The organism is Streptomyces sp. NBC_00162, assembly GCF_024611995.1.
Classification (GTDB): domain Bacteria; phylum Actinomycetota; class Actinomycetes; order Streptomycetales; family Streptomycetaceae; genus Streptomyces.
This window is the reverse complement of the sequence record NZ_CP102509.1, coordinates 4,050,609-4,075,155: the sequence shown is the minus strand read 5'-3', so window position 1 is coordinate 4,075,155 and position 24,547 is coordinate 4,050,609. Positions and strand designations below refer to the sequence as shown.

20 protein-coding genes are annotated in these 24,547 nt (G+C 72.2%); 13 read left to right on the top strand and 7 right to left on the bottom strand.

Going from position 1 to position 24,547, the window contains the following annotated elements; translation table 11 throughout:
• Positions 1-49: 49 nt before the first annotated feature.
• The gene (locus JIW86_RS18880) at positions 50-1,216 is read right to left on the bottom strand and encodes a transposase domain-containing protein (protein WP_257559358.1); all 1,167 of its coding nucleotides are present in this window, start codon (positions 1,214-1,216) and stop codon (positions 50-52) included.
• A gap of 187 nt (positions 1,217-1,403) precedes the next feature.
• Here JIW86_RS18880 and JIW86_RS18875 point away from each other — a divergent pair, with 187 nt between their 5' ends.
• On the top strand, positions 1,404-3,008 hold the full coding sequence (locus JIW86_RS18875) for a caspase family protein (RefSeq protein WP_257554981.1): 1,605 nt from the start codon (positions 1,404-1,406) through the stop codon (positions 3,006-3,008).
• Positions 3,009-3,120: 112 nt separating this feature from the next.
• Positions 3,121-3,618: a hypothetical protein gene (locus JIW86_RS18870; protein ID WP_257554979.1), complete on the top strand. Its 498-nt coding sequence runs from the start codon at positions 3,121-3,123 to the stop codon at positions 3,616-3,618.
• Here the strand turns inward: JIW86_RS18870 and JIW86_RS18865 are convergent.
• Positions 3,531-5,180, bottom strand: coding sequence for a CocE/NonD family hydrolase (locus tag JIW86_RS18865; protein ID WP_257554977.1), 1,650 nt, complete (start codon positions 5,178-5,180; stop codon positions 3,531-3,533). The genes JIW86_RS18870 and JIW86_RS18865 overlap by 88 nt on opposite strands.
• Before the next feature lie 331 nt (positions 5,181-5,511).
• Between JIW86_RS18865 and JIW86_RS18860 the strand changes: the two genes are divergently transcribed.
• The 7 genes from JIW86_RS18860 to JIW86_RS18830 all read left to right on the top strand — a co-directional run bounded on the left by JIW86_RS18860 (position 5,512) and on the right by JIW86_RS18830 (position 14,210).
• Positions 5,512-6,324 carry a TIGR03084 family metal-binding protein gene (locus JIW86_RS18860; RefSeq protein ID WP_257554975.1) on the top strand — a complete coding sequence of 271 codons (813 nt, stop codon included), beginning with the start codon at positions 5,512-5,514 and terminating at the stop codon, positions 6,322-6,324.
• Entirely contained in the window at positions 6,321-8,078 is a 1,758-nt protein-coding gene (locus JIW86_RS18855; protein ID WP_257554973.1) for an acyclic terpene utilization AtuA family protein, read from the top strand. The genes JIW86_RS18860 and JIW86_RS18855 overlap by 4 nt, the downstream gene beginning before the upstream one ends.
• Complete coding sequence (locus JIW86_RS18850) at positions 8,075-9,673, top strand: acyl-CoA carboxylase subunit beta (protein WP_257554971.1); 1,599 nt, start codon at positions 8,075-8,077, stop codon at positions 9,671-9,673. Before JIW86_RS18855 ends, JIW86_RS18850 begins: the two co-directional genes overlap by 4 nt.
• A gap of 8 nt (positions 9,674-9,681) precedes the next feature.
• Complete coding sequence (locus tag JIW86_RS18845; protein ID WP_322975533.1) at positions 9,682-11,598, top strand: acetyl/propionyl/methylcrotonyl-CoA carboxylase subunit alpha; 1,917 nt, start codon at positions 9,682-9,684, stop codon at positions 11,596-11,598.
• Complete coding sequence (locus tag JIW86_RS18840; RefSeq protein WP_257554969.1) at positions 11,595-12,773, top strand: acyl-CoA dehydrogenase family protein; 1,179 nt, start codon at positions 11,595-11,597, stop codon at positions 12,771-12,773. Before JIW86_RS18845 ends, JIW86_RS18840 begins: the two co-directional genes overlap by 4 nt.
• 112 nt (positions 12,774-12,885) lie before the next feature.
• Entirely contained in the window at positions 12,886-13,626 is a 741-nt protein-coding gene (locus tag JIW86_RS18835) for an enoyl-CoA hydratase family protein (protein ID WP_257554968.1), read from the top strand.
• A complete protein-coding gene (locus tag JIW86_RS18830; RefSeq protein ID WP_257554966.1) occupies positions 13,614-14,210 on the top strand; it encodes a TetR/AcrR family transcriptional regulator in 597 nt (198 codons plus the stop codon). The genes JIW86_RS18835 and JIW86_RS18830 overlap by 13 nt, the downstream gene beginning before the upstream one ends.
• Positions 14,211-14,283: 73 nt before the next feature.
• Here the strand turns inward: JIW86_RS18830 and JIW86_RS18825 are convergent, their stop codons facing one another.
• Positions 14,284-15,390, bottom strand: coding sequence for a citrate synthase 2 (locus tag JIW86_RS18825; protein ID WP_215139520.1), 1,107 nt, complete (start codon positions 15,388-15,390; stop codon positions 14,284-14,286).
• A gap of 200 nt (positions 15,391-15,590) precedes the next feature.
• On the opposite strand from JIW86_RS18825, the gene pdxH reads away from it, so the two are divergent.
• Together pdxH and JIW86_RS18815 are read left to right on the top strand one after the other, a co-directional pair.
• Complete coding sequence (gene pdxH / locus JIW86_RS18820; RefSeq protein ID WP_257554965.1) at positions 15,591-16,253, top strand: pyridoxamine 5'-phosphate oxidase; 663 nt, start codon at positions 15,591-15,593, stop codon at positions 16,251-16,253.
• Between the two features lie 443 nt (positions 16,254-16,696).
• A complete protein-coding gene (locus JIW86_RS18815; RefSeq protein WP_257554964.1) occupies positions 16,697-18,010 on the top strand; it encodes a PAS domain-containing protein in 1,314 nt (437 codons plus the stop codon).
• An 18-nt stretch (positions 18,011-18,028) separates the two neighbouring features.
• Here JIW86_RS18815 and JIW86_RS18810 read toward each other — a convergent pair whose 3' ends face one another.
• The gene (locus JIW86_RS18810; RefSeq protein ID WP_257554963.1) at positions 18,029-18,784 is read right to left on the bottom strand and encodes an SIS domain-containing protein; all 756 of its coding nucleotides are present in this window, start codon (positions 18,782-18,784) and stop codon (positions 18,029-18,031) included.
• Between the two features lie 221 nt (positions 18,785-19,005).
• Between JIW86_RS18810 and JIW86_RS18805 the strand changes: the two genes are divergently transcribed.
• Together JIW86_RS18805 and JIW86_RS18800 are read left to right on the top strand one after the other, a co-directional pair.
• Positions 19,006-19,698, top strand: a complete 693-nt coding sequence (locus JIW86_RS18805) for a metal-dependent transcriptional regulator (protein WP_215139516.1) — start codon at positions 19,006-19,008, stop codon at positions 19,696-19,698.
• 390 nt (positions 19,699-20,088) lie between these two features.
• Positions 20,089-20,988 (top strand): alpha/beta hydrolase, encoded by a 900-nt coding sequence (locus JIW86_RS18800; protein WP_257554961.1) that lies wholly within the window; start codon positions 20,089-20,091, stop codon positions 20,986-20,988.
• A 44-nt stretch (positions 20,989-21,032) separates the two neighbouring features.
• On the opposite strand, the gene JIW86_RS18795 is transcribed toward JIW86_RS18800, so the two are convergent.
• From JIW86_RS18795 to JIW86_RS18785, 3 genes are all read right to left on the bottom strand, one after another.
• On the bottom strand, positions 21,033-22,667 hold the full coding sequence (locus JIW86_RS18795) for a transporter (protein ID WP_257554959.1): 1,635 nt from the start codon (positions 22,665-22,667) through the stop codon (positions 21,033-21,035).
• Positions 22,664-23,509, bottom strand: coding sequence for an ABC transporter ATP-binding protein (locus JIW86_RS18790; RefSeq protein ID WP_215139513.1), 846 nt, complete (start codon positions 23,507-23,509; stop codon positions 22,664-22,666). Before JIW86_RS18790 ends, JIW86_RS18795 begins: the two co-directional genes overlap by 4 nt.
• A 150-nt stretch (positions 23,510-23,659) precedes the next feature.
• Positions 23,660-24,328, bottom strand: a complete 669-nt coding sequence (locus JIW86_RS18785; RefSeq protein ID WP_251063799.1) for a bifunctional DNA primase/polymerase — start codon at positions 24,326-24,328, stop codon at positions 23,660-23,662.
• Between the last annotated feature and the right edge of the window lie 219 nt (positions 24,329-24,547).

The following is a 24,547-nucleotide window of genomic DNA, read 5'->3' as shown; positions in this document are numbered from 1 at the left end:
AAGTCCTTGGCGGGAGGCGGGGTGTACCGCTGACTTAACGGCCGAACGGTCACGGCTCCGTCGGGTGCATCAGGCTGCGGATGGTGTGGTGAACCAGGAGGTGGCCCCATACCTCCTGTTCGACGCCGTCGGGCCAGCGGGAGCGCAGGACTTGCGGCCTGCCGGGGGCCAGGGTGCCGAGGGATGCGAGAGAAGCGTGCAGGCGCCATCTGCGGCGATGGAGCGCGATCAGCTCCGGGGCGGGGGCCTCCTGGTGGTCCAGGACGGTGGTCGCAAGAGGGGCGCCTGAGGTCGGAGCGGCGCCGATCACGCGGACGGCGCCGGGGAGGCCGGCCAGTTCGCACAGGCGGGAGCCGTCGGGGAGCAGGTCGGTGGTCTGCAGCGGTGCGCGGGGACGTGTCCGCCAGACCAGATCCGCACCCGTGGCCCGCGCGCCCGCCAGCGTGACCGGATCGTCGAATTCGTCATCGGCCAGCAGGAGGTCGCCGGTTCCGAGGGCGCCGCACAGTTCCCGGGCGAGCGTCCCGATGGAGTGGTCGGGCGGTCGTTCCAGGACAGCGTGGCGGATGGTGTGGCTGATGTGCCCGCCCAGGGCGAGCACATGAACGCGGGGAAGGTCCCCGCGGGGGGAATGCGGGAGCCGCCTCTGGGCGGGTACGGCGGCAGGCTGCCCTCCGTAGCAGGAGCGGTTCTCCTCGCTTTCCGGGACCGGGACGGCCGCGGTGTCGGCGGTCACCACCCGCCAGTGGCGGTACCGGTCTCCGGGTGCAGGACGCGAGCCGGACGGGCGGGTCACCTCGGCGAACAGACCGGCCAGCGGCTCCGGTCCCAAGCGGGCCCGCGCGCGTGAGATGGCGGCGGTCGTCGGCAGCCGGCGCGCCGCGTGGTCCACTCCGGCCCAGAGCAGCCCGTCGGTGAGGAGCTCGGCGACGCGTGCGTAACTCTCCTGCGTGAAGAGGCATATCGCCAGGACGAAATAGACGGTGGTCCGCGACGGCAGCAGTCTTTGGCGGTGTTCCGTGCGCCCGCACGAGGCGACCACGGCGTCCACCAATTCCGGCGGGAACGTGCGAATGATCAGTCCTACGGAGATGCGATCGGTGAGTGCGTCATCCGCTGCTTTTCGGGACTGCCCTGCCCGTGGCACCTGGTCGCCTCCCTCGAACTGTCCAACCGTCAACAGCTTTCTTAAGTCAGCGGTAGTCGATCGTTCCATGTTGCCGGGCAACCGGATAGGTCGAAGCATGAAGTTGTGCTCATCGAGAGCCTTTGTCTCCGACCGACGCGAGGAGATGCTGTCCGGTTGCACGGGAGAATCGATTCCGCATTTCTCTCGGGACGAGCAAACGATTCTTCCTTCGGGTCCGTGACAAACAATCCGCACGACGAAGAAAGGGGCAGTGATGACAGATCGGGCACTACTCGTCGGAATCGACGAATACCCGGATCCGGCGAATCGCCTGAACAGCTGTATCGCCGACACGGCGGCCTTCAAGGACCTGCTGGGAAAGCTCGGATTCGCCGATTCGGAGATCCGCGTCCTGCACGACGCCGACGCCACCCTGGACCGAACCAGGGAGGGGCTGGACTGGCTCTGCCAAGGCGCGCAGCCGGGCGATCGCCGGGTCTTCTTCCAGTCGTCCCACGGATACCGCTATCTCAAGGGTGACGTGATGACGGAAGTCCTCTGCTGCTACGACGAGTTCCTGGAGGACACGGAGCTGGTCCGACGTACAGCGGGGTTGCCGCGCGGAGTGCTCACCGTGATCCTCGACGCCTGCCACTCCGGGGGCATGGAGAAGACCTTCTTCCTCGACAAGGCCACCCGCCTCGTACGGACCAAGGTGTTCACGGCGCCGCCGGAAAAGGCCCTCTCGAAGGCGAACACGCTGACGGCCTGTCGTGCGGTGAAGCCGTTCGGCCGGCCGGCGCTGCGCGACGAGTCGTCCCTGCTCTTCAACTTCGCGAACTCGCCGGGCAAGGCGTTCGTACCCAAGGGGGTCGTGCCCGGTACCGGTGAACTGAACGGCATCCTGATCACGGCATGCCGCGCGGACCAGACCGCCGCCGCGGGCAGCGCGCCGACCGACTGGCTCTCGGCGTTCACCTACGCCCTCCTGCGCGAAGTGGACGGGGCCATCCCGGTCGCGGACCTGGTGTCCCGGGCCGCGGACCGGCTGGCATCGCTCAACATGAGCCAGACCCCGTGCATCTTTGCCCCGTCCGGCCGCGAGGAGCAGCTCGCCCGGACGCTCATCTCCATGGCCGAGGTGAGCAAGGAGCTGATCAGGAAGGTCGAAGACCTCCTCAAGTCCGCATCCTTCGCGATGGACACAGCAGCGAAGTCCCCCTCCGCTTCCTTCGGATCCGAAGGAAGCGCAACGAAAGGAACATCCGAGATGACCACCACCCTCAAGGTCGACAAGGCCGTCGACACCTTCCTCGACGAACTGAAGAAGGCGAGCAACAAGACCGCCGGCAAGGACTTCGTCTCCGGCGACGGCTGGTACTCCGACGTGCAGACGTGCAGTGCCCTCTTCGCCCCGGCCATCGCCGCGGCGGCGCCGCCTCCCGGGCAGGGCAAGGCGCTCCGCCCGACGCTGGACAACCCGTACAACCTCGCCGAGCCGAAGTTCTGGGACGCGATCTTCGAAGCAGGCAGCATTCTCATCCCTGCGGTGATCGACGAGCTCACCAAGAGCGCCGCTCCTGTCGGTGGCGCCGCGAAGGGTGACGTCCACGCGCAGATCGCGCAGAAGATCCCGTCCGAGTTCCGCGGCAACGACAAGTTCTTCGGCCTCGTCGAGACGCTGGTGGCCGTCGGGCTGCCGCTGGCCATCGAGGCGTTCAGCAAGGACTACAAGAAGGACCACCAGGCGTACGACGGCGGGAAGATCGACCTGCCGCTTCCTGCGGGCCTGTCCGAGGCGGAGCGCAAGAGCTGGCTCTCGGCCGCGCTCAACGTGGCCGCCGACTGTCTGCCGCCCCTCATCAGGGCCCTGTCCTGACCTGACCCGGAGGCCCCGCGTGGTGGCTGCGCCGCAGGTCGGCGCAGCCACCACAGTGAGGCCCCTCGGACGCCGTGGCCGCCACCGCGGCCACGCCGACAGAGGAGAGCCGATGTCCAGAACCGAGGATGAAGCGGTCTACCACAAGGCGGCCGCGGATCTCGCCCGCATGCTCCAGCCGGACCTGTCGGACCTCCCTCCGGCACAGACCACTGTCGCCATGCTCAAGGCCTTCGGACGGAACGGGCCCAGGCAGGACTGGCTGGAGGAGTTCCGCCACCTCGTTCACGACGAAAGCGCCGGCCGCGTGACGCTCGTGGGCGTCGACCGCGAGACGGTACCGCCGCCCGTCGTGAAGAGCCCCGCAGCCTCGTACCAGCGGCTGGTCGACAGCCAGGACGAGACGGAACAGCTGCTGGTCATGGGCCCGTTCGAGCCACCCTTCCAGTTCACGGGGACCACGCACAGCGGAGGCGACGCCGACGACGACTCCCCACCCCTGACGGACCCCTCCCGTGCGGGTCAGCCGAGCGGCAGGTCCAGGTACGAGGGCGTCGCCTCCGGTGAGGTGAACGCCAGCGTCGCGCGCGGCAGGTTGGCGTCACCGTAGAAGGGGTCGCGGGCGTCGATCACCAGCATCAGCCGGTTGCCGCGCGGGACGTCGTACGCCGTGGCCTGGAGGTCGATGTCCGCGCTGATCAGGCTGTCGGGCGGCGAGTCGAGATCGGTGTACGGGGCGTGCGTGACGATGTGCGCCGTCCCGTCGGGCGCCGTGTCGAGGAGGTACGCCACGAAGGCGGAGCCGGGGTTGGGCGCCCGGTAGGTGACCCGCAGTTTCGGCGTGCCCCGCAGCCGGGTGGTCTCCTCCACCGGGGCCGACGCCCACACGGCGGCGACGGAGCGGTCGATCTCGCCCGTCGGGTAGACCTTCGGCCGGCCGGCCATCTCCGCGTAGCCGGACAGGACGACCGCGTCGGCGACGGTCGCCGGGGTGTCCACCCCGCACAGCACGGTCGCCGTCCAGCCGGCCTCCGGCGCCTCGGCCAGTTCCCCGCTGCCCGCCAGGTGCAGCCGGTGGATGTGCTCGGTGAGGGAGGGCCAGGTCGGGCGGGGTTCGAGGGTCTGGTTCCACATGACCTCGCTGAGCACCTGGCCCTCGTCGCCGATGCCGTTCTCGATCTCCTTGAGGTGGTGGTCGAACCAGCGGTGGGCTTCCGTCCAGATCCGGTTCGGCAGCCCGAACATGCCCGAGGACTCGGGGCCGGAGTGGTCGCCGATGGACAGGACCATGCGCTTGGGGCCGGTCAGTTCGTTGAACATCTTCAGCGTCTGGTTGGCCGGGAAGAGCGTCTCGTGCCAGGCGTGCGCGTAGAGGACCGGCACCTGGCGGCGGTTGAGCTCCTTGATGTGCGTGAAGGGCGAGCGCGTCTCCGCCCACGCCAGGGTGCCCTGGATGTCGCGGTTGGCGAGGACGTTGTCGAAGACGCTCTGCGTCTGCGGGCTCAGCCTCGCCTTCTCGGCCGCCTTGAGCAGGGCCCGTACGGCTTCGACGTGGCGGGTGGAGTTCTCGTAGAACGCCTCCCCGAGGTCACCCCAGCTGCTGAGCGCGACCACGGCGTCGACGCGGGTGTCGTGCGCGGCGACCAGCTGGCTGATGCCCGAACCGTACGAGTCCCCGAGGAAGCCGATCCTCGTCACCGGGCCGGCGGTGCGCTCGATGAGGTGGTCCAGGGCCCGGCTGCCGTCGACGACGTCGAGCGGGCCCGCCACCTCCACCTGGCCCTCGGAGCCGGGGAAGCCGCGGGTGGTGTAGGCGAGGACGTTGTAGCCGCGGGCCGCGAAGATGCCCGCCTGGACGGCGTACACGAGCCAGCCCAGGCTGGTCCACGGCGAGGGCATCACGATCAGCGGGCGCGGCAGGCTGCCGGTGTGGCGCCAGAGCGCGGCGTCGAGCAGGTCCCCGTCGGCGCCGGTCACCTTGCCGCGGGTGAAGACGACGACGGCCCGGACCTCGGCGACCTCGGCGGCGCGGGCGGGGGAGAGGCCGGTGACGTCACCGCTCTCGAGGGCGGTGACGTAGGCGTTCAGGGCGTTCGCGTCGAGTTCGGGGTAGAGGGAGAAGGGGGTCTGGGGACCCTGGGGAGGCTGCGGGGTTCGGGCGGCTGGAGTCACGTCAGTTCATCCTCTTCGTCGTCGTCTGCGTCGAGTGACATGAACGTGCTGCGCGCTCGCCCGGGCCCGGAGCGGAACGTCCAGTATCGACGGGACATCCAGTGACGTATCGCGAGTTTCCGGCTTACGGCCTGAATCGCCCCCTCCCGTCCGGTGACCGCGCCGCCGCGGGACCGGTGCCCGTCAGGGGAGGTCCACAACTTCCCGTCGTATGGGGGCGGTTGGCGTGGGTGGCGGGAACGCGCCACCCTGCGAACAAATCATGCAAGCGTGCTTGATTGTTTTCGTGACGGCTGCCAGTCTTCCCCTCACGCCGAGAGGGGAGCACGCCGTGCCCGATCCGTCCGCCGTCGATGCCACCGCAGCCGTCTTCGCCGACCTGCGCGAGGAGGGGCGGGAACTCGACGCCCTGGTCGGGGAGTTGTCCGGCCCCGACTGGGCCCGGCCCACCCCCGCGCCCGGCTGGAGCATCGCCCACCAGATCGCCCACCTGCACTGGACCGACCGGGCCGCGCTGCTCTCCCTCATCGACGCCGCCGGCTTCGGCCTCATGGTCGAGGAGGCCCTCAAGGCCCCCGACTCCTTCGTCGACGAGGGGGCGGAAGAGGGCGCGGCGCTGCCGCCCGCCGAGCTGCTCGCCCGCTGGCGGTCCGGGCGCACCGGCCTCGACGCGGCCCTCGCCGCGGCCTCGCCCGACACCCGCTTCCCCTGGTACGGGCCCCCGATGAAGGCCGCCTCGATGGCGAGCGCACGGCTGATGGAGACCTGGGCGCACGGCCAGGACGTCGCCGACGCGCTCGGCGTACGCCGCACCCCGACGGCACGGCTGCGGCACGTGGCCCGGATCGGGGTACGGGCCCGCGACTACGCCTACGCCGTACGCGGACTGCCCGCGCCCGCCGAGGAGTTCCGGGTGGAGCTGACGGCCCCCGACGGCGCCGGGGTGTGGACGTACGGGCCCCCGGACGCCCCGCAGCGGGTCACGGGCCCGGCGCTCGACTTCTGCCTCCTGGTGACCCAGCGGGCCCACCGCGCCGACCTGTCCCTGGCCGCGACCGGCCCCGACGCGGACCGCTGGCTCGACATCGCGCAGGCCTTCGCGGGCCCGGCGGGCCCCGGCCGCGCGCCGGAAGGCTCCCGATGACGCGCCGCCCCCTGCTGATCGGCAATGCCTCGGGTTTCTACGGGGACCGGTTCGACGCCCTGCGCGAGATGCTGACCGGCGGCCCGCTGGACGTGGTGACCGGGGACTACCTGGCCGAGCTGACCATGCTCATCCTCGGCCGCGACCGCCTGAAGAACCCGGACCTCGGCTACGCGAAGACCTTCCTGCGCCAGCTGGAGGAGGGGCTCGGGCTCGCGCACGAGCGGGGCGTACGGATCGTCGCGAACGCGGGCGGCCTGAACCCGGCCGGACTGGCAGACGCCGTACGGGCGCTGGCGGCCAAGGCGGGTGTTCCCGTCACCGTCGCGCACGTCGAGGGCGACGACCTGATGCCGTACTCCGAGGGTGCGCTGACCGCCAACGCCTACCTCGGGGGCGCCGGGATCACCGCCTGCCTGCGGGCGGGCGCGGACGTGGTCGTGACCGGCCGGGTCACGGACGCGGCGCTGGTCAGCGGACCGGCGGCCTGGTGGTTCGACTGGGCGCCGGACGACCACGACAGGCTGGCGGGGGCGGTGGTCGCGGGCCACGTCCTGGAATGCGGCACCCAGGCCACCGGCGGGAACTACTCGTTCTTCACCGCGCACGACGTCCGCCGCCCCGGCTTCCCCCTCGCGGAGATCTCCGAGGACGGCTCCTCGGTGATCACCAAGCACCCGGGGACGGGCGGAGTCGTCTCGGCCGGCACCGTCACCGCCCAACTCCTCTACGAAACCCAGGGCGTCCGCTACCTCGGCCCAGACGTGACCGCCCGCCTGGACGCTGTCCGGCTGTCCGGGGACGGCCCCGACCGCGTCCGCGTCTCGGGCGTGCTCGGCGAACCGCCGCCGTCCTCCCTCAAGGTGGGCGTCACCCGCATCGGCGGCTGGCGCAACGAGGTGGTCTTCGTCCTGACCGGCCTGGACATCGAGGCGAAGGCGCGGCTGGTCCGCTCCCAGCTGTCCGATGCCCTGGAGGGCGTGGCCACCGTCGACTGGACCCTTGCCCGCACCGACCACGAGGACGCCCCGACGGAGGAGACGGCGAGTGCCCTGCTGCGCCTGGTGGTCCGCGACCCGTCTCCGGACCGGGTGGGCCGCGAGCTGACCTCGGCGGCGATCGAACTCGCCCTGGCCAGCTACCCGGGCTTCCACGTCACGACCCCACCGGGCCCGGCCCAGCCGTACGGGGTCTTCACCTCGGCCCTGATCCCGGCGGACGAGGTCCCCCACACCGCGGTCCTCCCGGACGGCACCCGCCTGCCGATGCCCGCTGCGCCGCACGATCCAGCCCCTCCTGGGGGTCCCCCCGGACGGAGTCTGGGGGAGCTTGAGGAGCGGGGTCTGGGGCGGAGCCCCAGTTTCGGGAAGGGGCGGGTAGGGGAGAGCCCCGCAGGGCCCACCACCCGCGCCCCCCTGGGGGCGGTGGCCGGGGCCCGCAGCGGAGACAAGGGCGGCGACGCCAACATCGGCGTGTGGGTCGAGTCCGACGCCGCATGGGACTGGCTGCACCGCACCCTCACGGTGGAGACCCTCCAGGACCTGCTCCCCGAGACCGCCGGTCTCCCCGTCACCCGTCACGCGCTCCCGAACCTCCGGGCCCTGAACTTCACCCTCACCGGCATCCTCGGCGACGGCGTCGCCTCAGGCCACCGCTTCGACCCCCAGGCCAAGGCCCTCGGCGAATGGCTCCGCGCCCGCCACCTCGACATCCCGAACCACCTACTGTCCGCCCCGGAGGGGACCGGCTCATGACCCGCCTCGGCACCACCGTCGACCCCCACGCCCCCGAGCACGCGCAGGCCCGTACCGCCGCCCTGGAACGCCTGGCCGCGCTCGACGCCGAGCACGCCAAGGCGCTCGCCGGCGGCGGCGAGAAGTACACCGCCCGCCACCGGGCCCGCGGCAAGCTCCTGGCCCGCGAGCGCATCGAGCTGCTCCTCGACCCGGACACCCCGTTCCTGGAGCTGTCCCCGCTCGCCGCCTGGGGCAGCGACTACCCCATCGGCGCCTCCATGGTCACCGGCATCGGCACGGTCGAGGGCGTCCAGTGCCTGGTCACCGCCAACGACCCCACCGTCCGCGGCGGCGCCAGCAACCCCTGGACCCTGAAGAAGGCCCTCCGGGCCAACGAGATCGCCCGGCAGAACCGGCTCCCCTGCATCAGCCTCGTGGAGTCCGGCGGCGCCGACCTGCCCTCCCAGAAGGAGATCTTCATCCCGGGCGGCGCGATCTTCCGCGACCTCACCCGGCTCTCCGCCGAGGGCATCCCGACCATCGCCGTCGTCTTCGGCAACTCCACCGCCGGAGGCGCGTACGTCCCCGGCATGTCCGATCACACCATCATGATCAAGGACCGCTCCAAGGTGTTCCTCGGCGGTCCGCCGCTGGTCAAGATGGCCACCGGCGAGGAGAGCGACGACGAGTCCCTCGGCGGAGCGGACATGCACGCCCGCAGCTCCGGCCTCGCCGACTACTTCGCCCTCGACGAGCACGACGCGATCCGCCAGGCCCGCCGCGTCGTCGCCCGCCTGAACCACCGCACGGCGCACGCGGAGCCCCCGAAGGCCGAGGAGCCGGCGTACGACCCCGAAGAGCTCCTCGGGATCGTCCCGCCGGACCTGAAGACCCCCTTCGACCCCCGCGAGGTCATCGCCCGCATCGTCGACGGCTCCGACTTCGACGAGTTCAAGCCGCTCTACGGCACCAGCCTCGTCACCGGCTGGGCCACCCTGCACGGCTACCCGGTCGGCGTCCTCGCCAACGCCCAGGGCGTGCTGTTCAGCGCCGAGTCGCAGAAGGCCGCCCAGTTCATCCAGCTCGCCAACCAGCGCGACATCCCGCTGCTCTTCCTCCACAACACCACGGGCTACATGGTCGGCAAGGAGTACGAGCAGGGCGGCATCATCAAGCACGGCTCGATGATGATCAACGCGGTCTCCAACTCCCGCGTCCCGCACCTCTCCGTCCTGATCGGGGCCTCCTACGGCGCCGGCCACTACGGCATGTGCGGCCGCGCCTTCGAGCCCCGGTTCCTCTTCGCCTGGCCCAGCGCCAAATCCGCCGTCATGGGCCCCCAGCAGCTCGCCGGGGTGCTCTCGATCGTGGCCCGGCAGTCCGCCGCCGCCAAGGGACAGCCGTACGACGAAGAGGCCGACGCCGGCATGCGCGCCTTCGTGGAGGCACAGATCGAGTCCGAGTCCCTGCCGGCCTTCCTGTCCGGGCGGCTGTACGACGACGGGATCATCGACCCCCGCGACACCCGAACCGTCCTCGGCCTGTGCCTGTCCGCCGTCCACAACGCCCCCGTCGAGGGCGCCCGCGGCGGCTTCGGCGTCTTCCGGATGTGAGCCCGCACATGACCATCAACTCCCTCCTCGTGGCCAACCGCGGCGAGATCGCCGTCCGCGTCTTCCGCACCGCCCGCGCCCTGGGCCTGGCCACAGTCGCCGTCCACTCCGACCCCGACGAGAGCGCACTGCACGTACGTGACGCCGACGTGGCCGTACGGCTGCCCGGCGCGGCCCCCGCCGACACCTACCTGCGCGGCGACCTGATCATCAAGGCCGCCCTCGCCGCGGGCGCCGATGCCGTCCACCCCGGCTACGGCTTCCTCTCCGAGAACGCCGGCTTCGCCCGCGAGGTCCGGGCCGCCGGGCTGACCTGGATCGGCCCGCCCCCCGAGGCCATCGAGGCCATGGCCTCCAAGACCCGGGCCAAGGAGCTGATGCGCGCCGCCGGGGTGCCGCTCCTCGAACCCGTCGACCCGGCTGCCGCCACCGCCGCCGATCTGCCCCTGCTCCTCAAGGCGGCCGCCGGGGGCGGTGGCCGCGGGATGCGCGTGGTCCGCGAACTCGACGCGCTCAAGGAGGAGCTGGAGGCCGCCTCCGCCGAGGCCCGCTCGGCCTTCGGCGACGGCGAGGTCTTCGCCGAGCCCTACGTCGAGCGCGGCCGCCACGTCGAGGTGCAGATCCTCGCCGACTCCCACGGCACCGTCTGGGCTCTGGGCACCCGCGACTGCTCCCTCCAGCGGCGCCACCAGAAGGTCATCGAGGAGGCCCCGGCCCCCGGCCTGCCGGAAAGCCTGCGCGAAAGCCTCCACGAGGCCGCGGTCGCCGCCGCCCGCGCCGTCTCCTACCAGGGCGCCGGCACCGTCGAGTTCCTCGTCACCGCCGACGGACGCCCGTACTTCCTGGAGATGAACACCCGCCTCCAGGTCGAACACCCCGTCACCGAAGCGGTCTTCGGCCTCGACCTCGTCGCCCTCCAGCTGCGCGTCGCCGAGGGCACGGCCCTGCCCCTGACACCCCCGGCGCCCGTCGGCCATGCCGTCGAGGCCCGCCTCTACGCCGAGGACCCCGCCCAGGACTGGCGCCCGCAGACCGGAGTCCTGCACACCCTCGCCGTGCCCGGGGAGGTCCGCGTCGACACCGGCTTCACCGACGGGGACACCGTCGGCATCCACTACGACCCCATGCTCGCCAAGGTCGTCGCCCACGCCCCGACCCGCGCCGAGGCCGTACGCGTCCTCGCCCACGCCCTGGCCGGAGCCCGCATCCACGGGCTCACCACCAACCGCGAGCTCCTCGTACGGTCCCTGCGCCACCCGGAGTTCGCCGCCGGACAGCTCGACACCGGCTTCTACAAGCGCCACCTCCCCGCCCTCACCGAGGACGCCCCGGACGCCACCCTGGCCGCCCTGGCCGCGGCCCTCGCCGAAGCGGCCCCGGCCCCGGACGCCCCCCTGGCCGCGCGCCTGGGCGGCTGGCGCAACGTCCGCTCCCAGCCCCAGACCCGCCGCTACACCGCGGCCGGCAGCGAGGCCACCGAATACACGGTGAGCTACCACCCGGTGGACCTGCCCGGAGTCCGGGTCCTGGCCGCCGAACCCGCCCTCGTCACCCTCGAAGTCGAGGGAATCCGACGGCTGTTCCACGTGAAACAAAATTCGAACAAGCCGGAGATCTACGTCGATTCGGCGCTCGGCGCCCACACCCTCGTCCCCGTCCCCCGGTTCGCGGACCCCCAGGACCGCACCGAACCGGGCTCCCTGCTCGCCCCCATGCCCGGCACCGTCGTCCGCGTCGCCGAGGGCCTCGCCCCCGGCAGCGCCGTCACCGCCGGGCAGCCCCTGCTCTGGCTGGAGGCGATGAAGATGGAACACCGCATCCTCGCGCCCGCCTCCGGCACGCTCACCGCGCTCCACGCCGCCACCGGCCAACAGGTCGAGTTCGGCGCCCTGCTCGCCGTAGTCCAGGAGGAAACGCCGTCATGAGCTCCGCCACCATCGAAACCCAAGAGCACAAGGCCCTGCGCACGGCGGTCGCCGCCCTCGGCCAGAAGTACGGCCGTGAGTACCTCGCCCGCGTCGCCCGCGAGGGCGGTCACCCCGACGAACTGTGGGCCGACGCCGCCAAGCTCGGCTACCTCGGCGTCAACCTGCCCGAGGAGTACGGCGGCGGAGGCGGCGGCATCGCCGAACTGTCCATCGTCCTCGAGGAGCTCGGCGCCGCGGGCTGTCCCCTCCTGATGATGGTCGTCTCACCCGCCATCTGCGGCACGGTCATCTCCCGCTTCGGCACCGAGGCCCAGAAGCGGGCCTGGCTCCCCGCCCTCGCCGACGGCAGCCGCACCATGGCCTTCGGCATCACCGAACCCGATGCCGGATCCAACTCCCACCGCATCACCACCACCGCCCGGCGCGACGGCGACGAGTGGGTGCTGAACGGCCGCAAGGTCTTCATCTCCGGCGTGGACATCGCCGACGCCACCCTCATCGTCGGCCGCACCGAGATCGTGTCTGATCAAGGCGTGAAGAGCGGCCGCCTCAAGCCCTGCCTGTTCATCGTCCCGCGCGAGGCCCCCGGCTTCTCCCGGTCGGTCATCGACATGGAACTACAGGCCGCGGAGAAGCAGTTCGAGCTGACCCTGGACGAGGTCCGGCTGCCTGCCGACGCGCTCGTGGGCGACGAGGACGCGGGCCTGCTCCAGCTCTTCGCCGGCCTCAACCCCGAACGCATCATGACCGCCGCCTTCGCCATCGGCATGGGCCGCTACGCGCTCGCCAAGGCCGTCGACTACGCCAAGACCCGCCAGGTGTGGAAGGACCCCATCGGCGCCCACCAGGCCGTGGCCCACCCCCTCGCCGCGGCCCACATCGAGCTGGAACTGGCCCGCCTGATGATGCAGAAGGCCGCCCACCTCTACGACGCCGGCGACGACATGGGCGCCGGCGAGGCCGCGAACATGGCCAAGTACGCCGCCGCGGAGGCCTGCGTCCGGGCGGTGGACCAGTCCGTCCACACCCTCGGCGGCAACGGCCTCACCCGCGAATACGGCCTGGCCTCCCTCATCACCGCCTCCCGCGTGGCCCGCATCGCCCCGGTCAGCCGCGAGATGATCCTCAGCTTCGTCTCCCACCAGACCCTGGGCTTGCCCAAGTCGTACTGACCGCCGGGGCCGGGGTCCGCGGACCGGCCCCCGGCAGCGGCGGCGCGCGCAGTGCCCACATACCCTCCCCCGGGAGGATCCCGCCCGACCGAACACCCGCTCCGGAGGAGACATGGCTCCACTCGTGCATGCCGCGCAAGCGACCGGCATCACCACCCTCACCCTGGACTCCCCGGCCAACCGCAACGCACTCTCCGCGGACCTCGTCGAGGAGCTGCGCGCCGCCCTCGCCGCGGCGGGAGCGGACCCGGCGGCCCGCGCCGTCCTCCTCACCCACACCGGCACCACCTTCTGCGCCGGGGCCGACCTCAAGTCCCCCTGCGACCCGGCCGACTTCCTGGCCCTGCTCCGCGAGATCGCCGAACTGCCCAAGCCCGTCCTCGCCCGCGTCACCGGCCACGTCCGCGCGGGCGGCCTCGGCCTGCTCGGCGCCTGCGACATCACCGCCGCCGGGCCGAAGTCCTCGTACGCCTTCACCGAGACCCACCTGGGCCTGGCCCCCGCCGTGATCTCCATGCCGCTGCTCCCGCGTCTCGAACCGCGCGCGGCCGCCCGCTACTTCCTCACCGCCGAGCCCTTCGGCGCCGCCGAAGCCGCCCGCATCGGCCTGCTGACCCTGCACGCGGAAGAAGACGTGGACAAGGCCCTCGAGCCCGTCCTCGCCGGCCTGCGCAAGGCCTCCCCGCAGGGCCTGGCCGCCACCAAGGCACTGACCGCCGCCGCCGTACGCGAGGCCCTGGACCGCGACGGCGCCCGCCTGACCGAGCTGTCCGCCGCGCTCTTCGCCTCGGACGAGGCCCGCGAGGGCATCACCGCCCGCTTCGAGCGCCGGGACCCGTCATGGTCGCTGTGACCGGCGCGCCCGGCCCCAAGCAGGCGCGCAGCCGCGTCACCCGCCGCCACCTCCTCGAGGCAGCCGTCTCCTGCCTGGCCGAACACGGCTGGGCGGGCTCCACCGTCTCCGTCGTCGCCGAACGGGCCGGCGTCTCCAGGGGCGCGGCCCAGCACCACTTCCGCACGCGCGAGGACCTGTTCACCGCGGCCGTCGAGTACGTCGCCGAGGAGCGCTCCACCGCCCTGCGCGAGCTCTTCCACGCCGGGCCGGCCGCCCGCCCCGCCGTGGTCGAGGCGCTCGTGGACCTGTACACGGGCACCCTCTTCCGGGCCGCGCTCCAGCTGTGGGTCGCCGCCTCCAACGAGGAACAGCTGCGCCCCCGGGTCACCGAACTGGAGGCCCGCGTCGGCCGGGAGACCCACCGCATCGCCGTGGAACTGCTGGGAGCGGACGAGTCCGTCCCCGGCGTACGGGAGACCGTGCAGGGCCTCCTCGACATGGCCCGCGGCCTCGGCCTGGCCAACGTGCTCACCGACGACACGGCCCGCCGCGACCGCGTGGTCGCCCAGTGGGCCCGCGTCCTGGACGCGACCCTGGGCTGACGCGCGGGAACGCGAAGGGCGCCACACCCCGCCACGGGGGTACGGCGCCCTTCGCCGGTGCCTGCGCGAGGGATCAGGCGGTGTCGGCGATGTCGGCGTAGCCCCCGATGTCCCGCGGGTCACGCCGGCCGGGGCCGATGTAGCGCGCCGACGGACGCACCAGGCGGCCCGTGCGCTTCTGCTCCAGGATGTGCGCCGACCAGCCGGCGGTACGGGCGCAGCTGAACATCGAGGTGAACATGTGCGCCGGGACCTCCGCGAAGTCCAGCATGATCGCGGCCCAGAACTCCACGTTGGTGGCCAGCACCCGGTCGGGGCGGCGCGCGTGCAGCTCCTCCAGCGCGGCCTTCTCCAGCGCGGCGGCCACCTCGTAGCGCGGCGCGTCCAGCTCCTTGGCCGTACGCCGCAGCACACGGGCGCGCGGGTCCTCGGCGCGGTAGACCCGGTGCCCGAAGCCCATCAGCCGCTCGCCCTTGTCCAGGGCCTTCTTCACGTACGCCACGGCGTCGCCGGTGCGCTCGATCTCCTCGATCATGCCGAGCACCCGCGAGGGCGCCCCGCCGTGCAGCGGCCCGGACATCGCGCCGACGGCGCCGGACAGCGCCGCCGCCACGTCCGCGCCGGTGGAGGCGATGACGCGCGCGGTGAAGGTGGAGGCGTTCATCCCGTGCTCGGCGGCCGAGGTCCAGTACGCGTCGACGGCCTTGACGTGCTTGGGGTCCGGCTCGCCCCGCCAGCGGATCATGAACCGCTCGACGACGGACTCGGCCTTGTCGATCTCCCGCTGCGGGACCATCGGCAGGCCCTGGCCGCGGGCGGACTGGGCGACGTACGACAGCGCCATGACGGCCGCGCGCGCGAGATCGTCGCGCGCGGTCTGCTCGTCGATGTCCAGGAGCGGTTTCAGACCCCACACGGGGGCGAGCATGGCGAGCGCGGACTGCACGTCGACACGGATGTCACCGGAGTGGACGGGGATCGGGAAGGGCTCGGCGGCGGGCAGGCCGGGGTTGAACGCTCCGTCGACCAGCAGGCCCCACACGTTCCCGAAGGAGACGTGCCCGACCAGGTCTTCGATGTCGACACCGCGGTAGCGGAGCGCACCGCCTTCCTTATCGGGTTCGGCGATCTCCGTCTCGAACGCGACGACCCCTTCGAGCCCGGGTACGAAGTCGGACATCAGGCGGCTCCTCAGATAGTGCGAACACGCGCGGCTCCCGGCGTGATTCGCGGTCCGGCGCGGTCATCCCCGTTGATGCCCGGCACGGCCGATGGTCACCCCCGCGGGGACCCTCGGACCGGCCCCAAGATTTTGTCCGTTCCGGATGGACTGCGGAAGCGTGACATACGGCACACCTCCACAGGGCCTGCTGCGGCAGGATGGCCAACGTGACCCACCAGGACCTTGACCCCGCCATCATGCGCAAGCAGTACCGCTCGGAGATCGTGGAGGAGGACAGCCTCGCCGAGGACCCGATGCGGCAGTTCGACCGGTGGTTCCAGCAGGCCGCCGCCTCGCACATCTTCGAACCCAACGCCATGATCGTCTCCACGGCGACCGCCGACGGCCGCCCCAGCTCCCGTACGGTGCTGCTCAAGCAGTTCGACGAGCGTGGCTTTGTCTTCTTCACCAACTACGAGTCCCGCAAGGGCCGCGAGCTCGCCGAGAACCCGCACATCGCCCTGCTCTTCCCCTGGCACCCCATCTCCCGCCAGGTCGTCGTCACCGGTACGGCGGCCCGCATCGGCCGCGACGAGACGGCGGCGTACTTCCGCTCCCGCCCGCACGGCTCGCAGCTGGGCGCCTGGGCGAGCGAGCAGTCCAGCGTGATCGGCTCCCGCGCGGAACTGGACCGCCGCTACGCGGAGCTCGCCGCCCGCTACCCGGAGGGCGAACAGGTCCCGGTCCCGCCGCAGTGGGGCGGCCTGCGCGTCACGCCGGACGAGGTGGAGTTCTGGCAGGGCCACGAGAACCGCCTCCACGACCGCCTGCGGTACGTCCGCGATGCCGAGAAGTGGCGCGTCGAGCGTCTCTGCCCGTAGACCGACTCCGCCCGTGAACCACTTCTGCCCGCGAACGCAGACGACCCGCGGGCTCGGGTTTCTCTCCTGCAGTGAGAGAAGCCGGCCGGACGTGCCGGCGAGCCCGCGGGTCGGGTGACTGCTTGGGATTGGCGCTCGGCGATCCCGCCGGGCACCGCACTGGGTGCGTGCGACGACGGGCGCTTAGCCCGCAGTCACCTCACGCGTCCGGATGTCATACATTTCCGGGATCACCTCCTTTCAGTGTGCTGCCACTGTAGGCACCCCTGCGGACGCCGCTCAAGGGAATTTCGGGACCCGTCTTCGAGACGGCCGATCCCGGCCCCACCCCCGCCCGAACCGGATCATTCCGGGGTATTCGGAGGAACGGGGTGTGGGCTGCGTCACGTTCCAGTTCAATGATCTGACGTGCCGCACACGCGAACACCTGCTGGGGGTGCCAGGTGACTGCTTCCGGACGTGACGAGACCACCGACGACGATCTGCTCGCAGCGCTGCTCGACGGGATGGACGCCGCGCTGTGCGCGTTCGACTCCGATGGCGTGATCACCCACTGGAACCGCGAGGCCGAGCGGATCCTGGGCTGGTCCGCTGCCGAGGCCGTCGGGCGCAAGGGCTTCGAGGGATGGGCGGTGCGGGCCGCCGACGCACAGGACGTGCAGGACAGGCTCATGGCCGCCCAGGACGTGCCGGGCCGGCAGGTGCACGAGTTCGCGCTGCTGACCAAGGACGGCGGGCGCGTCCTCGTACGCACCCAGTCCGCCGGGGTGCCGGGCGCGGACGGGAAACCGGCCGGGGTGTACTGCGCGTTCACCGAGGTGCACGCGCAGATCGACCTGGAGCGGTCCATCGCGCTGAGCGAGGCCCTGCTGGAGGACGCCGCGTGGGGCGTCGTCCTCGTCGACGTCGACCTGCGGCCCGCCGTGGTCAACACGCACGCCGCGCGGGCCCTGGGGGCCGGGCGCACCGCTCTGCTGGGCCGTCCCCTCGGGGAGCTGCTCGTCCAGGGGGTGGAGGAGCTCGAGGGCGCCCTCCAGCACGTGCTCGCCGAGGGGGCGCCGCCCGCCCCGGTGGAGCTGTGGGTGTCGGTGCGGACGCCGGAAGGGCCGCGCCGGCGGTGCCTGCGCTGCGGGTTCCTCAGGCTGGCCTCGCCGCTCGCGGAGGAGCCGGTGCCGCTCGGGGTGGCCTGGCTGTTCCAGGACGTCACCGAGGCCCGGCAGGCCCAGCTGGACACCGCGCAGCTGCGGTTCCGCTCCCACCAGCTGCACCGCGCGGGCCGGGCCGCCGCCGAGTGCGAGGACCCGGCCGAGGCGGCGGCCGTACGCCTGGACTTCGCCCTCGCGGGCTTCGCCGAGCACGCGCTGCTGGACGTACTGGACCCCTCGGCCGGTCCCGAGCGGCGGCGGCTCGTACGCTCCGCCGTCTCGCCGCCCGCGCTGCCGGGGCCCGGGGCGATCCCCGTGCGGTACGAGGCCGGACACCCGGCGCTGCAGGCCCTGGACCGGATCGGCTCGGTGCGGACGAGCGCGCCGCGCGGGGCGGTGGACCCGGAGTGGGCGCGGGCCCGCCACTGGCCCGAGGGCGCGGCGCACGTGCTGTGCACGGTGCTGCGCAGCCGGGGGCGGACCCTGGGAGCCGTGACGTTCGTACGCGGACCCTCGCGGGCCGCCTTCGAGGGACCGGACGCGGCGTACGCGGAGGAGGTCGCGGGCCGGATCGCCGCCGATCTGGACCTGGCGGCGGGGACACGTTCCTAAGGGCTGTCCGGGAGGTGCCTAGTGGCGGAAGAAGATCCGGTCGCCGTACTCCTTCATGACGCGGCCGTTCCACTCGTGGCCGCCGTCGACGTTGCCCGAGCGCAGCAGCGGGGGCTCGATCCCGCGGGCGGCGAGCTCGCCGGCCGCCGCCGCCATGACCGCCTGCATGATCGCGCTGGTCACGACGGTGGAGGCGGGGGCGAAGGGCGCGTCGATGCCGTCGATGCTCAGCTCGGCGTCGCCGACCGCGATCTTGCTGTCGAGGACGAGGTCGCAGTGGTCCTTCAGGAAGGTGCCGGAGGCGTGCCGCGACCTGGTCTCGGTCGCGTACGCCAGCGAGGTCACGCCGATCACCTTGAGGCCGATGGCGCGGGCGTTCATGGCCATCTCGACCGGCAGCGCGTTGCGCCCGGAGAGGGAGATGATCACCAGGACGTCGCCTTCGGAGGCGGGGCTGCTGTCCAGGACGGCGGCGGCGAGGCCGTCGACCCGTTCCAGCGCGCTGCCCAGCGTCGCGGGCATGACGTCGATGCCGGCGGTGCCCGGGACCGCGAGGAAGTTCATCAGGGCCAGTCCGCCGGCCCGGTAGACCACGTCCTGGGCGGGCAGCGAGGAGTGCCCGGCGCCGAAGGCGAAGAGCCGCTTCCCGTCCGCCACGGCGTCGGCGACGAGGGAGCCGGCCTCGGCGATCCGCGTGGCCTCCTCGTCCCGCACCCGCTCCAGAAGGCCGATGGCGGCGTCGAAGAACTGACCGGCCAGCTTGCTCTCGCTCATACGCCGATGGCCTTCCGGGGGTGGGGTGCGTCCGTGTCCGCCGCTCACCGTGCGGTCTGGACCAAGGGCGTGTCAATACGAACGTCAATCCAGGGGGGACATCTCCGCCGAGATGTCGCGGAGATGTCCGGGAGAGGGCTTGACGCTCGGTACGGGACGGTTGTGGGCCCGATGCGTCAGAATTGGGGGCAGGGCCAGCGCACGCAATCCGAGGGGCACGAATGTCCGGACTGATCGACACCACGGAGATGTATCTCCGCACCATCCTTGAGCTGGAAGAGGAAGGTGTGGTCCCCATGCGCGCCCGTATCGCCGAGCGGCTCGACCAGAGCGGCCCGACGGTGAGCCAGACGGTGGCGCGGATGGAGCGGGACGGGCTGGTGGCCGTCGCCAGCGACCGGCACCTGGAGCTGACGGAGGAGGGGCGGCGGCTGGCGACGCGCGTGATGCGCAAGCACCGGCTCGCCGAGTGTCTGCTCGTCGACGTCATCGGCCTGGAGTGGGAGCAGGTGCACGCCGAGGCCTGCCGCTGGGAGCACGTGATGAGCGAGGCGGTGGAGCGGCGCGTACTGGAGCTGCTGCGCCACCCGACCGAGTCGCCGTACGGGAACCCGATCCCGGGTCTGGAGGAGCTGGGTGAGAAGGCCGAGGCGGACCCGTTCCTGGAGGACGGCATGGTCAGCCTCTCCGAGCTGGACCCGGGCGCCGACGGCAAGACCGTGGTCGTGCGCCGGATCGGGGAGCCGATCCAGACGGACGCCCAGCTGATGTACACGCTGCGGCGGGCGGGCGTGCAGCCCGGCTCGGTGGTGAGCGTGACCGAGTCCCCGGGCGGTGTGCTGGTCGGCAGCGGCGGCGAGGCCGCCGAGCTGGACGCGGAGGTCGCCTCGCACGTGTTCGTGGCGAAGCGCTGACACGGCAGGCAGAGCTGAAGCACTGACACCTGGGCCTGAATCCCGGCAGGAACCCACCCGTCCGGGTCAGTCGGTGGTGTAGTCCTGGTCGGTCAGTGATGTAGATGTTCGTGGTGTGGACGTAGACGGTCGGTCGTGATGTGGGCGGTCCCGGCGCCTTGCGGCGCCGGGACCGGTCCTCCCCTTGTGACCTGGAGCCCCGAGCTCTCAAGGTCATCCCCTTCGGACCGTCTTCCCCGAGCGGCCCGCCTCCCTGTTGAAAGGATCTCCATCGGCAGCGGCGGCCAATCCTTGAGCAAGGTCACTCGAAAGAGCGGTGTTGTCGGCGAGACGCCCGTTTTCGAATACAGGTTCGATAGTCTGGCCGGGAGCGAAGGGGGTGCATCTGCGGTGGTACAGCGCATCGATGTGACAGGGGCCGACGGCGTACGCCTGGCCGCCTGGGAGTTCCGCGAAGCGGATCCTGCGGCCGGGGCGCAGCCGGCCGGGCCGGACCCCCGCCCCGCGGTGCTCTTACTCCACGGGCTCATGGGCCGCGCCTTCCACTGGGCCGGCACCGCCCGCTGGCTCGGCGAGCACCGCCGCGTCATCGCCCTGGACCAGCGCGGCCACGGCCAGAGCGACCGCCCGCCGGCCGGCCACGACGTCCGGACCTCCTTGGGGCGTGAGGCCTTCGTGGCCGACGCGGAGGCCGTCGTCGAGCAGCTCGGCCTGGCCCCCGTGACCCTGATCGGCCACTCCATGGGCGCCCTCACCGCATGGCAGCTCGCGGCCCGCCGCCCGGACCTGGTCGAAGCCGTGGTCATCTGCGACATGCGCGCCTCGGCTCTCGGCGAAGCCTCGCAGCAGGAGTGGGAGGACTGGTTCCACCGCTGGCCGGTGCCCTTCCCGACGCAGGACGCCGCCCGCCGCTGGTTCGGCGAGGACGACCCCCGGGTGGAACGGCCCGACCCCGGCCGCGGCGCGTTCTTCGCCGAGGTCATGCACGAGGCCCCGGACGGCTGGCGCCCGCTCTTCTCCCGCCGCCAGATGCTGACGGCCCGCGAGACCTGGGTCCACGACGCCCACTGGGAGGAGCTGGCCCAGGTCCGCTGCCCCACGCTGGTCGTCCGCGGCCTGGACGGCGAACTGGGCCGCGCCGAAGCCCAGGAGATGGTCCGCGTCCTCCCGGCGGGCCGCTACGCCGAAATCCCGGACGCGGGCCACTACCTCCACTACGACCAGCCGGCAGCTCTGCGCGCGGCCCTGGAGCCCTTCCTGGAGGGTGTCAGGGCAGACGCTTCACGTTGAGGCTCCGGGCGGGGGTCCGCCCCCCGGAGCCCCCGCCCCTCACGTCACCCCTTGCTGACCGCCAGCAGGATCTCCGGCAGCCTCCGTGCCACCGTCGGGGCCGCCAGGCGCAGGCCGGCCCAGGTCGCCAGCGTGCCCCAGGCCACGCCCAGCGGGAGCACCAGCCAGGACACGTCCTGGAGGTCCGCCACGTTGAGCCAGATCGTCAGGGCGATCACCGGGGCGGCGATCAGCGCCGACGCGAGCATTCCGCCGAAGATGCCCATCCAGGCCAGGCCGCCCTGTCCCGGGGCGACGTTCTTGAACGCGCCGTCCGTCGGGATCGAGTACGGGTACCGGGCCGAGGCCACCGCCCCCGTGCAGAGCATCGCGCCCAGCAGGGCCAGGGCCAGCCCCAGCGCCGCCGGGAAGCCGGACCAGTTGCCGACCAGGGCGGCCGTCACCACCGTCACGAAGACCGTGTACGGGACGGTGACCAGGGCCAGCGCACAGGCCCGCGCGCGCAGTTCCACGTACGCGTCGCGCGGGGTGGAGATGGTCTGCGCGACCATCCAGAACGCCGAGGTGTCCTGCCCGAACTGGTTGTACATCTGGACGCCGAGCATCCCGGCGCCGAAGCAGGCGAGGTAGAGCGAGCCCGTGCCCTGGAGGGCGTTGAAGACCGGGACGATCAGGCCGATCGCCAGCGCGGTCACCCACGCCGACTTCGTCTTCGGGTCGCGGACCGCGTAGCGCAGGGTCCGCTGCATGGCCGCGCCCGTCCGGCCCGCCGGCAGCAGCGACCAGAAGCCGCCCGCGCTGCGGTCCTTCTCCGGCTTGGCGGCCGCGATGGTCGAGCCGTCCGGGGTGACCATCAGCTTGGTCAGGCTGCGCTCCCAGGACCAGAGCAGCAGGGCCAGGGCGCCGACCGTGAGGGCCAGTTGGGCCGCCGCCACCCCGTACGAGCCCTTGCTCGCGGAGTCCACCATGCCGACGGCGGTCGCCGGCGGCAGCCAGCGCACCACCGCCTCGGCCGGCTCCAGCTGGGACAGTCCGCCCGTCTGGAACAGGCGCTGGCTGGCGAAGTTGGCCAGCTGCGCGCCCACCGCGATCAGCAGGCCGCTGAGCAGCGCCAGGTCCCGCCCCTTGCGGCTGGTCAGCAGCCGCACGTTGGCCGTGGCCACCGCCCGCGCGAGGGCCACGCAGCCCAGGAGCAGCAGCGGGACGGCCACCACCGAGGCCGCCACCCCGGCGGCGCCGTGCGCGACGGCTATCACCGAGCCGACCGCCAGGCACAGCGTGAACAGCGGTCCGATGCCGACCAGCGAGGAGGCCAGCAGGGCCCGTACGAGAGGACGCGGGCGCAGCGGCAGCATGACCAGCCGGCTCGGGTCCAGGGTCTCGTCTCCGGTGGGGAAGAACAGCGGCATGAAGGCCCAGCCGAGCGCCAGGATCGCGGCCAGCAGTACGACGACCGTGCCCGCGTGGGCGTTGCCGTGCAGCACGGCCAGGCCGAGCGTGACGAAGAAGCCGACCACCAGCGCGAAGACCAGCGAGGTGATCCAGGCGGCCTTGCGCTTGGAGGAGCCCTTCAGCCCGTTGCGCATCAGCGACAGCTTCAGCCGTACGAAAACCGCCGTCACAGAGGCAGGAGCGGAAGCGGAAGTGGTGGCAGCGGTGGATGCGGTGACCGCGGTCATCGTGCGACCGCCGTCCCGGAGCCGCCGCCCAGCCAGTCCAGGGAGTCCCCGGCGGCGTCGCGCCCGTGGGCGCCGACCAGTTCGAGGAAGGCGGCCTGGAGGGAGGGCGCGGAGCCCCGTACGTCGGCCAGCGGGCCCGCGGCGCGGATCTGCCCGGCGGCCATGACCGCCACCCAGTCGCACAGCGACTCGACGAGCTCCATCACGTGGGAGGAGAAGACGACCGTGGCACCGGACGCGGTGTAACGTTCCAGCACCCCGCGGATGGTCTGTGCCGACACCGGGTCCACGCCCTCGAACGGCTCGTCCAGGAACAGCACCTCGGGGTTGTGCAGCAGCGCGGCCGCCAGGCCGATCTTCTTGCGCATGCCCGTCGAGTAGTCCACGACGAGCTTGTGCTGCGAGCCCGCCAGGTCCAGGACCTCCAGCAGCTGCGTCGCCCGCTTGTCGGTCTCCTCGCCCGGCAGCCCCCGCAACCGGCCCATGTAGCCGAGCAGTTCGCGCCCCGAAAGCCGCTCGAAGAGCCGCAGCCCCTCCGGCAGCACGCCGATCCGCGATTTCACCTCGACCGGGTCCGCCCACACGTCATGCCCGGCGACGAAGACCCGTCCCATGTCCGGGCGCAGCAGCCCGGTCACCATCGACAGCGTTGTCGTCTTTCCCGCGCCGTTCGGGCCGACCAGCCCGATGAACTTGCCCGCGGGCAGCTCCAGGTCGATCCCGGAGACGGCCACCTGCTCGCCGAAGCGCTTCCACAGACCTTCCACCCGCACGGCGGACGGCGCGGATCGCGCGCCACCCGTCCCGTACGTCCCGCCCGTCGCATCACCCTGGTCCGGCATGCGCCTGCCTCTCGTCACACGTCCCCGTTTGGTCGTTCTTCGCTCACCATAGGAGGAGGGGGAGAGGCTTGAGCAGTTACTTATGTCATGAGTTTCCGGTCAGTAATGTCCCAGGTCGGCGGGGGCGGACCTGGCTCCGGTGCCCGGGCCTCAGGCCTGGCGCCGCTTTCGGTCGGCGGCGGCCTCGCTCCCGCACGCGTACGCCAGCGCGTCGATCAGTTCCTCCGTGTCCGGCAGCCACCGGTTCGCCGGCGTGGGCCGCCGCGCCCACTGGACCGAGCCCCGGCCGCCGAAGCGGGTGGGCGGAGCGGCCACGTACTCGCCCTCGCCCCGGGCGACCAGGTCGAGCGCCGACGGCGTCCAGCCCAGCTTGCGCACGAGGTCCGCGACCTTGGCCCCGGCGCCCGGCAGGACGAAGAACAGCATCCGGTGGTCGGGCGTGAGGGTGACCGGCCCGAGCGTGCGCTCCATGCGCTCCAGCCGCGCCAGGGCCAGGAACCCGGCGGCGTCCGGCACGTCCAGCGCGTCGAACGTCCGGCCCGTGGGCATCAGGATCGAGGCCCCCGGGTGCCTCCCCCAGATCTGCCGGACCCGCACCGCGCTGCCGGTCGCCTGCGCAGCCCAGTCCTTCACCGCCGGGTGCGCGCCCGGGGTCGCGCAGTCCTCTGCCCCGCAGGAGCACAGCTCCCGTCCGTCGCCCGCCTCCAGCCAGGTGCCGGCGAAGACATCCCAGTGCCGTTCTTCCGCGTACCGCACGGCATGGTCCAGCAGCTGCTCGCCGCGCTGCTTGGGGATGGGTGCGGTCTCCGTGACTCCCATGGTCTCTTCCACGCCCATCACAACTCCGCGGGTCACCTGGGGTTACGGGCGTAAACCAGCCGGTGGGCGGAGCATCGATCCTGCATGCGGGGCGCACTGATGCACGGGCGGGGGCGCGTAGGAGCCCGGGGCGCCGGAGTTGGGTAGCGACACGACGCAGAGCGGAAGATTCTCCGCACATCAGGCGGGAAGTGATCATTCCAACGATCACCCGCGGCC

Bases quoted from the DNA above. Each gene is read 5' to 3' on its own strand.
- JIW86_RS18880 (WP_257559358.1), bottom strand. From the start codon at position 1,216: ATGGAACGATCGACTACCGCTGACTTAAGAAAGCTGTTGACGGTTGGA.
- JIW86_RS18875 (WP_257554981.1), top strand. From the start codon at position 1,404: ATGACAGATCGGGCACTACTCGTCGGAATCGACGAATACCCGGATCCG.
- JIW86_RS18870 (WP_257554979.1), top strand. From the start codon at position 3,121: ATGTCCAGAACCGAGGATGAAGCGGTCTACCACAAGGCGGCCGCGGAT.
- JIW86_RS18855 (WP_257554973.1), top strand. From the start codon at position 6,321: ATGACGCGCCGCCCCCTGCTGATCGGCAATGCCTCGGGTTTCTACGGG.
- JIW86_RS18850 (WP_257554971.1), top strand. From the start codon at position 8,075: ATGACCCGCCTCGGCACCACCGTCGACCCCCACGCCCCCGAGCACGCG.
- JIW86_RS18845 (WP_322975533.1), top strand. From the start codon at position 9,682: ATGACCATCAACTCCCTCCTCGTGGCCAACCGCGGCGAGATCGCCGTC.
- JIW86_RS18840 (WP_257554969.1), top strand. From the start codon at position 11,595: ATGAGCTCCGCCACCATCGAAACCCAAGAGCACAAGGCCCTGCGCACG.
- JIW86_RS18835 (WP_257554968.1), top strand. From the start codon at position 12,886: ATGGCTCCACTCGTGCATGCCGCGCAAGCGACCGGCATCACCACCCTC.
- JIW86_RS18830 (WP_257554966.1), top strand. From the start codon at position 13,614: ATGGTCGCTGTGACCGGCGCGCCCGGCCCCAAGCAGGCGCGCAGCCGC.
- JIW86_RS18825 (WP_215139520.1), bottom strand. From the start codon at position 15,390: ATGTCCGACTTCGTACCCGGGCTCGAAGGGGTCGTCGCGTTCGAGACG.
- pdxH (WP_257554965.1), top strand. From the start codon at position 15,591: ATGGCCAACGTGACCCACCAGGACCTTGACCCCGCCATCATGCGCAAG.
- JIW86_RS18810 (WP_257554963.1), bottom strand. From the start codon at position 18,784: ATGAGCGAGAGCAAGCTGGCCGGTCAGTTCTTCGACGCCGCCATCGGC.
- JIW86_RS18805 (WP_215139516.1), top strand. From the start codon at position 19,006: ATGTCCGGACTGATCGACACCACGGAGATGTATCTCCGCACCATCCTT.
- JIW86_RS18795 (WP_257554959.1), bottom strand. From the start codon at position 22,667: ATGACCGCGGTCACCGCATCCACCGCTGCCACCACTTCCGCTTCCGCT.
- JIW86_RS18790 (WP_215139513.1), bottom strand. From the start codon at position 23,509: ATGCCGGACCAGGGTGATGCGACGGGCGGGACGTACGGGACGGGTGGC.
- JIW86_RS18785 (WP_251063799.1), bottom strand. From the start codon at position 24,328: ATGGGAGTCACGGAGACCGCACCCATCCCCAAGCAGCGCGGCGAGCAG.